Source organism: Streptomyces albus subsp. chlorinus (assembly GCF_013302895.1).
Taxonomy (GTDB): domain Bacteria; phylum Actinomycetota; class Actinomycetes; order Streptomycetales; family Streptomycetaceae; genus Streptomyces; species Streptomyces chlorinus.
Genome location: NZ_VJOK01000001.1, coordinates 5,267,504 through 5,278,403 on the forward strand (window position 1 = coordinate 5,267,504; position 10,900 = coordinate 5,278,403).

9 protein-coding genes and 2 pseudogenes are annotated in these 10,900 nt (G+C 72.9%); 3 read left to right on the forward strand and 8 right to left on the reverse strand.

The annotated features are described in order from the left end of the window. On the forward strand, window positions 1–201 hold a 201-nt coding region (locus FM076_RS23165; protein ID WP_180217832.1), incomplete at its 5' end, for a hypothetical protein. 135 nt (window positions 202–336) lie between these two features. Here FM076_RS23165 and nucS read toward each other — a convergent pair. Further along, on the reverse strand, window positions 337–999 hold the full coding sequence (gene nucS, locus FM076_RS23170; RefSeq protein WP_173872877.1) for an endonuclease NucS: 663 nt from the start codon (window positions 997–999) through the stop codon (window positions 337–339). 216 nt (window positions 1,000–1,215) lie between these two features. On the opposite strand from nucS, the gene FM076_RS23175 reads away from it, so the two are divergent. Continuing rightward, window positions 1,216–1,608: an SCO5389 family protein gene (locus FM076_RS23175; RefSeq protein ID WP_016469833.1), complete on the forward strand. Its 393-nt coding sequence runs from the start codon at window positions 1,216–1,218 to the stop codon at window positions 1,606–1,608. A gap of 326 nt (window positions 1,609–1,934) precedes the next feature. Here FM076_RS23175 and FM076_RS23180 read toward each other — a convergent pair whose 3' ends face one another. Then, entirely contained in the window at window positions 1,935–3,038 is a 1,104-nt protein-coding gene (locus FM076_RS23180; RefSeq protein ID WP_173872878.1) for an LLM class flavin-dependent oxidoreductase, read from the reverse strand. A 288-nt stretch (window positions 3,039–3,326) separates the two neighbouring features. On the opposite strand from FM076_RS23180, the gene FM076_RS23185 reads away from it, so the two are divergent. Beyond that, window positions 3,327–3,680 carry an ATP/GTP-binding protein gene (locus FM076_RS23185; RefSeq protein WP_173872879.1) on the forward strand — a complete coding sequence of 118 codons (354 nt, stop codon included), beginning with the start codon at window positions 3,327–3,329 and terminating at the stop codon, window positions 3,678–3,680. A gap of 104 nt (window positions 3,681–3,784) precedes the next feature. Here the strand turns inward: FM076_RS23185 and FM076_RS23190 are convergent, their stop codons facing one another. The 6 genes and pseudogenes from FM076_RS23190 to FM076_RS34100 all read right to left on the reverse strand — a co-directional run. After that, on the reverse strand, window positions 3,785–4,786 hold the full coding sequence (locus FM076_RS23190) for an ABC transporter permease subunit (RefSeq protein WP_173872880.1): 1,002 nt from the start codon (window positions 4,784–4,786) through the stop codon (window positions 3,785–3,787). 898 nt (window positions 4,787–5,684) lie between these two features. After that, window positions 5,685–6,185, reverse strand: a pseudogene (locus FM076_RS35355) (ATP-binding cassette domain-containing protein); the annotation flags it as partial. A 195-nt stretch (window positions 6,186–6,380) separates the two neighbouring features. Next, window positions 6,381–7,151, reverse strand: coding sequence for an ABC transporter permease (locus FM076_RS23200; protein ID WP_173872881.1), 771 nt, complete (start codon window positions 7,149–7,151; stop codon window positions 6,381–6,383). Further along, on the reverse strand, window positions 7,148–8,158 hold the full coding sequence (locus FM076_RS23205; RefSeq protein ID WP_173872882.1) for an ATP-binding cassette domain-containing protein: 1,011 nt from the start codon (window positions 8,156–8,158) through the stop codon (window positions 7,148–7,150). The genes FM076_RS23200 and FM076_RS23205 overlap by 4 nt, the downstream gene beginning before the upstream one ends. A gap of 126 nt (window positions 8,159–8,284) precedes the next feature. After that, a complete protein-coding gene (locus tag FM076_RS23210) occupies window positions 8,285–9,232 on the reverse strand; it encodes a cellulose-binding protein (RefSeq protein ID WP_173872883.1) in 948 nt (315 codons plus the stop codon). Between the two features lie 124 nt (window positions 9,233–9,356). Next, window positions 9,357–10,900, reverse strand: a pseudogene (locus FM076_RS34100) (hypothetical protein); the annotation flags it as partial.

Genomic DNA, 10,900 nt, shown 5'->3' on the forward strand with positions numbered 1-10,900 from the left:
TCCTCCTCGCCGGACGACCCGCCCTCCTCCGAGGACCCGCCGCCCACCCCCAGCGACGACCCGACGACGCCCGACCCCCCGTCCTCCACGGGCGACGACGGCGGCACGGACGGCGGGACGGGCGGCGGAACCGCCACCGGTACGGCGACCGGCCGCGCCCCCGGCGGCAGCACGGCACCGGAGACGACCGGCCGGCCGTAGAGACGGCGACGCCCCGGAATCCGGCGGCGGATTCCGGGGCGTGGGCTTCGGAGCGGCCTCCGGTGCGGGGCGGCGCGGAACGGGTCGCGCCGGCCCGGCGGTGGCCGGAACCGGGTTGTGCCGCCCCCGTAGGTGTCAGAACAGGCGGAGCTTGTCGTCCTCGATGCCGCGCAGCGCGTCGTAGTCGAGGGTGACGCAGTCGATGCCCCTGTCCGCGGCCAGCACCCTGGCCTGCGGCTTGATCTCCTGCGCGGCGAACACGCCCTTGACCGGCGCCAGATGGGGATCGCGGTTGAGCAGCTCCAGATAGCGGGTGAGCTGCTCGACGCCGTCGATCTCCCCGCGCCGTTTGATCTCGATGGCGACGGTCCCGCCGTCCCCGTCCCGGCCCAGGATGTCAACAGGGCCGATGGCGGTGGGGAACTCGCGCCGGATCAGCGTCCAGCCGTCGCCGAGCGTCTCCATCCGGTCGGCGAGCAGCTCCTGAAGGTGTGCTTCCACGCCATCCTTGATCAGGCCGGGATCGACGCCCAACTCGTGCGAGGAGTCGTGCAGTATCTCCTCCATCGTGATGATGAGCTTCTCGCCGGTCTTGTTCTCCACCGTCCAGCGCTGGTCGTCTCCCTCTTTCAACGTGCAGGGCGGAGACATCCAGTTGAGAGGCTTGTACGCACGGTCGTCGGCGTGCACGGACACCGAGCCGTCGGCCTTGACCAGGATCAGCCGGGGAGCGGACGGAAGGTGTGCGGTGAGCCTGCCGGCGTAGTCGACAGAGCAGCGGGCGATGACGAGACGCATGGTCGGTCACGCTACTCGACAGCCCGTACCCCGCGCGATTCGCCCCCGGATGCGGTGTTCGACAGTGGCGCGAGTATTCCCATTCCCGTGCTGTTCTCACTCCAAGAGCCGTACGGTATGGCTGGGCGTCGCCGTCCGAGGTTGCGCGATTACACGGTGATGTCCCTTCGCCCCCAAGAGATCCGGCCTCCGGCCCGGGTCGCGAGAGGAGAACCCATGTCGCTCGACGTCCCACCCGCGCTGTTGGAACAGGCAGAGCGTGGCGAGGTGGATGAGGCGGCGTTCGTCGACTGCGTCCGCACCTCCCTCCCGTACGCCTGGGAAATGATCAGTTCCCTCGTCGCGCAATTGAAGGTGGACGGCGGGGAGTTCGCCGACAACCAGACCCCGCCCCCGGACGAGCAGCACCGCGGCCAGCTGCTCCGCGCGCTGGCGAGCGATGCGATCCGGGGCGCGCTGGAGCGCCACTTCGGTGTACGGCTCGCGTTCCAGAACTGCCACCGGGTCGCCGTCTTCCCGCTGGACGCGTCGGCGGACGAGCGGCTCGCCCGCTTCACCTCCATACGCGGACAACTGCTCAACCAGTCCCCGGAGCTGCGCGACTGCTGATCACCCGCCCCGACGGCCGGCACGGCACCCGCCCCGGCGGCTGAACACGTCCGGAGCGCCGACGGGATACGCACCCGTTGCGGCGGTGGACCCCGCCACCGCCGCAACGGCTTCGTGCCCCGCGGCAGGAGCGGCGCCCGCGGCAGGAGCGGCGGGGGCCACGACGGTCGGCAGGACTCAAGCCACGACGCTCACAGGGCCGGGGTCACGACCGCCACGGGACAGACGCCACGTCCGCCACAGCGCGGGGCCGCGACGCCCACAGGGCCGGGGCCGCGACGCCCACAGGGCGGGCGCCGGGGCGGGAGGTCCCGCCGGCGGCGGTCTCACGCCAGCAGCGGCAGCACCTCGTCGCCGAGCCGGTGGATGTTGCGCATCGTGCCGTCCCGGTCCCCGGTACCCTCCACCAGCAGCGCGAAGCGGCCGATACCGCTGCGTTCGGCCGTCGCCGCGAGCCGGTCCGCGCACAGCCGGGGAGCGCCCACCGGATGCAGGTCGCACAACAGCTCCGTATAGGCCTGCGGATCACGCATCCGGCGCGCCCGCCCGTCCACGGTCACATGCTGGCCCAGCCCCTCGCGCAGCCAGCCCGGCATCGCCTTCACCAGCGCCTCCCTGGCCTCGCGGTGCGACTCGCCGACCTGGACCACACCGGCCGACACATGCCGCCCGGCCACCGCCTCCACCTCCTCGGACGGATGCCCCGCGGCGAGGGCCTCCCGCCGCCACATGCGGGTCATCTCGGCCTTCTCCTCGTCCCCGCAGTGCATGCCCACCAGCATCGGCAGCAGCCGCGCGGCGGCCAGCCGTACGGTGCCGGGCGACGTGCACGCGACCACCACGCCCGGGCCGGCCCCCGAAGCCGGCGCCGCCGCGCCGCTCGGCGCCGCACCATCGGCTGTCGCGTCATCGGCTGCCGCACCACCCGGCGCGATCGCGCAGTCCGCGCGCGGCACCACCTGCACCTCGCGGAAGCGGTAGCGCTCCCCGTCGGCACCCACGCGCGGCTCGCGCAGCCACCGCAGCAGCAGATCCAGCGCCTCGGGAAACCCCTCCTCGAACGCCGGCAGCCCGCCGCCGAAGACCTCCAGATCGACCCACGGCCCGCCCCGGCCCACCCCGAGGGTGAAGCGGCCCCCGGAGAGCAGGTGCAGCAGCGCCGCCTGCTCGCCGAGAGCGACCGGGTGCGCATTGGGCAGCACACTGATCGCCGTGCCGACCCCGATCCGCCGTGTGCGCCCCAGCAGCAGCGCCGCGAACGTCACCGCCGAAGGGCATACGCCGTACGACACGAAGTGGTGCTCGGCGAGCCACACGTCCGCCAGCCCCGCCTCCTCCGCCGCCTCTCCGGCCCGCACCGCGCGCTCCAGCGCCTCGCCCTGCCCCTGGCCCGGGAACTGAGCGCCCAGGACGAAAGCTCCAACTCGCATTCCCCACCGCCTCGTATCCGTCCGCGTCCGCACGGCGCGGGCCGGGTGCTCGTGGACACCGGGCACCTCAAACAGCACTAACGCGTGACACGTGTCCAAGGCACGGTCCGGCATCCGATTCATCCGATGAACGCCAATCGGGGTCCGCCTGTGGACAACCGGCCAGGCCCCCTCCCGGCGTGCGTAGGGTGGAAAACGCACGGCCCCGCAGCGCCCGCGGCTCAGCCCGTCCGCGCCGTCGCGGCGGCCGGCGTCCGTCCACCGCCGTCGACCTTCCGAGGTGCCCACGTGTCCCCGCGCCGTAACCGCCCACGCAGCGGTGCTCTCAACTCAGCCAAGGCCGCCGCAGGCAACGGCTCCGCGGCGCGCCGCGACGACCGCGGCGACCGCTACGGCCTGGAGCGCACCGAGGACTGGCGCGGCGAGGAGTGGGCGGTCCGGCAGATAAGCGGAGGCGCGGCCATCAAGCACTACCGCTGCCCAGGCTGCGACCAGGAGATCCCACCGGGCGTGCCCCATGTGGTCGCCTGGCCCCTGCTGGGCGACGTCGACGACCGGCGGCACTGGCACCGCGCCTGCTGGAACGCCAGAGACCGCCGCAGCGCCAGACTCCGACGCCCCCGCAACGCCCCACGCTATTGAGGGACCGGGGGCCGCCGGGGGCCGGAGACCGAGGGGGCCGGGGGAGGGAGGAGGGGAGGGGGAGGGGGGAGGCCCCCACAAGAGACCTCCCCGAGCCGCCTCCGCTACACGTCCCGCTTGTTCAGCAAGGCGTAGGCCGCGGTGAAGACGATCAGGGTGACGATGGCCAGACCGCCGAGGAGGGGCCAGCCGGTGGCGTCCTGGTCCTCGGACATGGGGATGCGGTAGAGGGAGGCCAGGCCGTTGAGGGGGGAGTACTCGATGAGCTTCTCGCGGACGTCCTGCAGGGCCTCGCCCGCCATGAACAGCGCCATCACCAGCGGCAGCAGGACGATGCCCATCATCGTGGTGATCGCGCCCGCCGAGTGCCGCAGCAGGGCGCCGACCGCCAGCGACAGCAGGCCCAGCAGCGCCACGTAGAGGCCGGCGCCGACCGTCGCGCCCAGCCATTCCCCGCCGGAGGCGACCAGCTTCCCCCCTTCGAAGGAGTCGGCGAGCTGGCCGTGCGACTCGTACGAGGGAAGCGTCTGGTCGCTCAGCAGCGCGGAGTTGATCAGCGCGGTCAGGAGGCAGGCCAGCGTCGTCATCACGAACGCCAGCAGGAAGAAGACCAGCCCCTTGGCCAGCAGCACCCTGCCCCGCTGCGGGCAGGCGGTGAGCGTCGTACGGATCATGCCGGTGCCGTACTCGGAGCTGATGACCAGTACGCCGAGCGTGATCACGCTGATCTGGCCGAGCATCAGCCCGAACAAGCCGGTGGACAGCAGCGGCATCCCCGTGTACTGCTCGCCGCTCAGTCCGACGGCGGTCAGCAGACCGATGCCGACGACGAGCACGAACATCACGCCGAGTGTCCACATCGTGGAGCGGACGGTGCGGATCTTCGTCCACTCCGCCAGGAGCGCGTGCCCGAGGTGGGTGCGTGCCATCGGGATGGGGGAGCTGTAAGGGGCGATGCCGTGCGGCCAGTTGCCCTGCTGGGCCTGCTGACTCTGCTGGCTGCCCTGCTGGCCCTGCTGGGGCGCTCCCGCGGCCGGTCCGGGCGCCGGGGCCGGGGCCGCGGGCTGGGCGGGGACTGCCTGTCCGTCGTACTGCTGGGTGCTCATCGGGCGTCCTCGCCTTCGTTCGTGGCGTTGCCGGACGTGCCCTTGGCCAGGGGGCCGGCCGGGGATGCGGGGGGTGCGGGCGGTGCCGCCGGGGGAGCGCCCGCGGTGTGCGGGGCGGCGTCCGGCCGCGGGGCGCGCATCTGGAGCGTGCCGCCCGCGGGGGCGCCCGTCTGCGGCGGCACCCGCCCTGCGGAGCGCCCTGCTGCGCCTGGTACGGGGCGCCCTGCGGTGCGGGTGTGCCCTGCGGGGTGGACGTGCCCTGCGGTGCGGGCATTCCCTGCGGTGCGGGCGGCATCTGGGCGGGTGCCGCCGTGCCGGGGGCTGCCGTGCCCAGGGTTGCCGGGGCCGGTGCGGTCTGCGGGGGCGCGCCCATGGGGACGCCTGCCACGGGCGCGCCGCCCGGCGGCGGGGCCATTCCGGGCGGGACCATGCCCGGCGTGCCCGGCATGGCGGCGGGCTGCTGGAGGCCGGCGCGCATGTCCGTCGTCGAGCGGTAGTCGACCGAGCCCTGGGTGAGCCGCATGTACGCCTCCTCCAGCGACGCCTGGTGCGGGGACAGCTCCCACAGGCGGACGTCGGCGGCGTGTGCCAGGTCGCTGATGCGGGGCAGCGGCAGCCCGGTGACGCGGAGGGCGCCGTCGTCCTCGGGCTGGGTTTGGCCGCCCGCCTCGTGGAGCGCCGAGACGAGCTTCTCGCGCTGCTCCGGCTCGCCGTCGGGGGTGCGGACCCGTGCGAAGCCTATGGAGTTGCGCTCGATGAACTCGGTGACGGACATGTCGGCCATCAGCTGTCCGCGCCCGATGACGATGAGGTGGTCGGCGGTCTGCGCCATCTCGCTCATCAGGTGGCTGGAGACGAACACGGTGCGGCCCTCGCTCGCCAGGCGCCGCATCAGGTTGCGGACCCACAGGATGCCCTCGGGGTCCAGGCCGTTGACGGGTTCGTCGAAGAGCAGCACCTGCGGGTCGCCGAGCAGTGCCGCCGCGATGCCGAGGCGCTGCCCCATGCCGAGGGAGAAGCCCTTGGACCGCTTCTTGCCGACGTCCTGGAGTCCCACGACGCCGAGGACCTCGTCGACGCGGCGGGCCGGGATGCCGGACAGCTGCGCGAGGGAGAGCAGGTGGTTGCGTGCGCTGCGGCCTCCGTGCACCGCCTTGGCGTCGAGCAGCGCACCGACCTGGCGGGGGGCGTTGGGCAGTCCCCGGAAGGAGTGCCCGCCCACGGTGACCCGCCCGGACGTCGGCGCGTCCAGCCCCAGGATCATGCGCATCGTGGTCGATTTCCCGGAGCCGTTGGGCCCCAGGAACCCGGTCACGGCCCCCGGCCGCACCTGGAAGGACAGGTTGTAGACGGCCGTCTTGGCGCCGTAGCGCTTCGTCAGGCCGTACGCCTCGATCATCTTCGCCCCTGGACGCAGTTCGGGGCGTTCACATTGCCCCCGGACATGGCCTAGGAGGGTACGAGAGGCCGGATCGGTTCCCTCGGGCGCCCCCCTCCCGGGCGCCGGGTCCCTTCCGGGCGCCGGGTCCCTTCCGGGCGCCGGGTCCCTCCCGGGCGGCGGGGCCTTCCGGGGCCGGGGGAGGCCGTACGGTGCTCAGGCGTCGCGCTTCTTGAGGACGACGAGGCCCGCGACCAGCGCGGCGGCGGTCCAGGCCGCCATGATCAGCAGCCCTTCCCACGGCCCGTAGGGCCGGTCGAGCGTCTCGGGCACCACGGACATCACCGTCGTACCGGCCTGGTCGGGGAGGTACTGGCCGATCTTCTTGGTGGCTTCGACGCTGCCGAGGATGTTGGAGACGAGGAAGAACCAGGGCATGAGGATCGCGAACGCCAGCAGCGGGCTGCGCAGGACGAAGGTGATGCCGATGGCGAACAGGGCGATCAGCGTCATGTAGAGGCCGCCGCCGACCACGGCGCGCAGCACTCCCGTCTCGCCGATGCCCACGCCGTGGGAGCCGAGCAGGGCCTGGCCGAGGAAGAACGCGCCGAAGCTGGTGAGCATGCCGACGACCAGCACCAGCGGTCCGGCCACCAGCACCTTGCACCACATGAAGGTGGCCCGCTGCGGAACGGCCGCCAGCGAGTTGCGGATCATGCCCGTGCTGTACTCGGCGGAGACGACGAGCACGCCGAACGCGATCATCGCGAGCTGGCCGAGGCCCATCCCGGCGAAGCTGGTGTAGGTCGCGTCGAACGTGCGCCGGTCCGCGGTGGACATGTCGTCGAAGGTGGAGGCGGTCACCGCGCAGATCAGCGCGCCGAGGCCGATGGAGACGAGGAGGGCCGCGGCCAGGGTCCAGACCGTGGAGCGTACGGAACGCACCTTCGTCCACTCGGACTTGAGTACGCGTGTGGTGTGGCTCATTCCCGGCCCCCCTTCTTCCAGCTCTCGCCCCAGGCGGGCGGCGTCGGCGTCCCGCCCGGCGGCACCGCGGCGCCCCCGGGCGGTACCTGGGTGCCGACGGGCGGGGCGTGCCCGTGGTACTCGACGCTCTGGGCCGTCAGCCGCATGAACGCCTCCTCCAGCGAGGCCTGCTGCGGGCTCAGTTCGTGCAGGACGATCCGCTGGGCGGCGGCGAGTTCGCCGATACGGGCCGCGTCCCCGCCGTCGACCTCCAGGGCGCCGTCCTCGGCGGTCACCGGCCGCAGGCCCTCCGCGAAGAGCGCGTCGCGCATCCGCTCCGGCTCGGGCGTCCGAATCCGCACATGGGTACGGGAGTTCTCCGCGATGAACTGCGACATCGAGGTGTCCGCCAGCAGCTTGCCCTGGCCGATGACGACCAGGTGCTCGGCGGTCTGCGCCATCTCGCTCATCAGATGGCTGGAGACGAAGACGGTTCTGCCCTCCCGGGCCAGATGCTGCATCAGCGTCCGGATCCAGTGGATGCCCTCGGGGTCGAGGCCGTTCACCGGCTCGTCGAACATCAGGATGCGCGGGTCGCCCAGCAGCGCGCCGGCGATGCCCAGGCGCTGGCCCATGCCCAGCGAGAAGCCCTTGGGCCGTTTGCGGGCCACGTCCCGCAGCCCCACCATCTCCAGCACCTCGCCGACCCGCCGCTCGGGGATGCCGTTCGACTGCGCCAGACACAGCAGGTGGTTGTAGGCGCTGCGCCCGCCGTGCACACCCTTGGCCTCCAGCAGCGCCCCGATGCTGTTGAGCGGCTCCTTCAGTTCGGCGTAGTGCTTGCCCTCGATGCGGACGTCCCCGCGGGTCGGGGCATCGAGCCCCAGCACCATCCGCATGGTGGTGGACTTCCCCGCGCCGTTCGGCCCCAGGAAGCCGGTGACCATACCGGGACGTACGGTGAAGCTGAGGCCGTCGACCGCTGTCTTGGCGCCGTACCGCTTGGTAAGGTCCCGCAGCTCGATCATTCTTCGACGCTAAAGGTCACTCGGCCCCCTCGCCACTCGTGCGCATTATCCGCACACCACCCGCACATGCGAAACGCCCCGCACCGCCGGGTGGGGGCGTCTCGCGAAGGGCCGGCGGACGCCGGTTCAGCGGGACTGCTGGGCGGGCACCGAGCGGCCCGCTGCCTCGTCGTCCGAGGCGTCGTCGGTCTGCCCGCCGGCCGCCACGGCGGCACCGGTGAGGGTCGCCAGCATCTCGCGCACGTTCGTCAGCTGCGCGTTGATGCTGTCGCGGCGGTTGGTGAGGGCGGCCAGCTCGCGCTCCGACTCGCTGCGCACCCGGTCCGCCTTCGCGTTGGCGTCGGCGACGATGTCCTCGGCCTGGCGCTGCGCCGTCTCGACGGTCTGGCGGGCGCGGCGCTCCGCGTCGGTGCGCAGCTTCTCGGCCTCCAGGCGCAGCTGCTCGGCGCGGTGCTCGATCTCCGCGAGCCGCTTCTCGGCCTTCGCCTGACGGGAGGCCAGGTCGCGCTCGGACTGCTCCCGCCGCTTGGCGAGGTTCGTCTCGAAGTCGGCCGCGGCCTGGGCCGCCTTGGCGCGGGTGTCCTCGAAGAGCGAGTCGGCTTCCTCGCGCTTGGACTGGGCGTCCTTCTCCGCCTCGCTGCGCAGCGCCGCGGCCTCGCTCTTGGCCTTCTCGACGATGCGGGCGCCGTCCTCCTCGGCCTTCTGCTTGCGCTCGGCGGCGAACTGCTCGGCGTCGTTGCGCACCTGCTGGGCGGCGCTCTCGGCCAGCTCGCGGTGCTGCTCGGCGGCGCGGCGGGCCTCCTCGCGCAGGTCCTTGGCCTCCTCCTCCGCCAGGCGGAGGATCTTCTCGACACGGGCACCGAGGCCGGCGTACGACGGCTCGGAGTCGTTGACCTGGGCCTGTGCGTTCTGCGTTTCGAGGTGCAGCTCCTCGATGCGCTTTTCCAGAGAGGTGATGCGGGCCAGGGCGCTGTCACGGTCGGCGACCAGCTTCGCGATGCGGTCGTCAACCTGTCCGCGGTCGTAGCCGCGCCGCACGAGCTCGAAGCCGTAGGGGGAGGAAGTGTCGCTCATGGGGTTCCTGTCGATTCAGACGGGTTATCAGACGGGGAGTGATAAGGGGAATCCTAGGGGTCCAAGCGGCGTGTCATCGAGCTTATGCACGTTCGGTCTGGAGAATGTGCCCTCGTTCGAGTGGCTAACCGTCCGAACTCTTGCCATTCGAACGAGTGGTGCCGGCGCCCACGCCCGCCGCCACACCGCTGTTCGCGCCGGAGGCGCGCCCGCCCTTCTTGCCGGACCCCGCGCCGCGCCCGGAGCCGCCCCCGGAGGCGGATCCGCCGGCGGCGGAACCGGAATCCGCGCCGGATCCCGTGCCCGCCCCGGCAGCTGACGCGGCGCCCGGCGTCTCGAACGACTCCAGCGCCTCCAACACGTCCTGCACCCGCGCGATCTCGGCGTTGATGTCCTCCTGACGTCGCATCAGAATGTCGAGTTCACGCTGACCGGCCTCGACCGTGCGGCGGGCCTCCTCGGTGGCCTCCTCCCGCACCTGCTGCGCCTCGCGCAGCATCGCGGCCTTCTTCTGCTCGGCCTCCTTCAGCAGGCCCTCCGCCTTCTTGACGGCGGCGATGCGCACCTTGCCCGCCTCCGCGTCGGCGTCCGACCGCAGCTTCTCGGCCTTGGCCCGCGCCTCGGCGAGCTGCTCCTCGGCCGCCCGCACCAGCTTGTCGCAGCGCTCCCCGGCCGACTGCATGGCCTCGGCCGCCTCCCGGCGGGCCCGCTCGTGCAGCTCCTCGACCTCCGACTCGATCCGCGCCCGCAACTCCTCCGCGCGCTCGCGGATGGCGGCCGAGTCGCTGCGGGCCTCCTCCAGCAGGGTGTCCGCGTCGGAGCGGGCCTTCTCGACCAGCTCCTGGCCCTCGGCCCGCGCCTCGGTCACCAGCCGCTCGGACTCCGAGCGCGCGGCGCCCACCATCGTGTCGGCCTGCTCCTCGGCCGCGGCCTGCGTACGCAGCGCCTCCTCCTGGGCCTTGGCCAGCAACTGGTCGGCCTGCTCGGCGGCTTCGGTGCGCTTCCTGGCGGCCTCCTCGCGGGCCTCGTCCCGCAGGCGCTCGGCCTCGGCGCGCACCTGCTCGCTGAACTGCTCGGCGGCGGCGCGGGTCTCCCGGTCGAACTTCTCGGCCTCGGCGCGGATCCGGCTGCCGGCACGCTCGGCCTCGGCCCGCGTCTCCTGACCGGCACGTTCGGCCTCCGCCCGCGTCTCCTGGTCGTACCGGTCGGCCTCGGTGCGGGTCTTCCGGTCGTACCGGTCGGCCTCGGTACGGGTGCGCCCGGCCTCCTCCTGGGCCTTGGCCAGCAACTGGTCGGCCTGCTCGGCGGCTTCGGTCCGCTTCCTGGCCGCCTCCTCGCGGGCCTCGTCCAGAAGGCGTTCCGCCTCGGCGCGGGCCTCGTCGCTGGTCCGCTGCGCGTCGGCACGGGTGCGCTCGGCCTCCGCCATCGCGTCCGAAACGGTCCGCTCGGCCAGCGACTTGGCGGCGTCCGCCTCCTCCTGGGCCTCCCGGCGCACCGTCTGCGCCGCGTGCTCGGCGGCCGACCGCAGCCCCGCGATCTCCGCCTCGGCCTCCTCGCGCAGCCCCGCGACCGAGTCGCGGACCTGCTGCGCCGTCTCCTCGGCGGACGCGACCAGTTCGGCCGCGCGGCGTTCGGCCTCGTCCGTGAGCCGGTCCGCCTCCGCCTGCG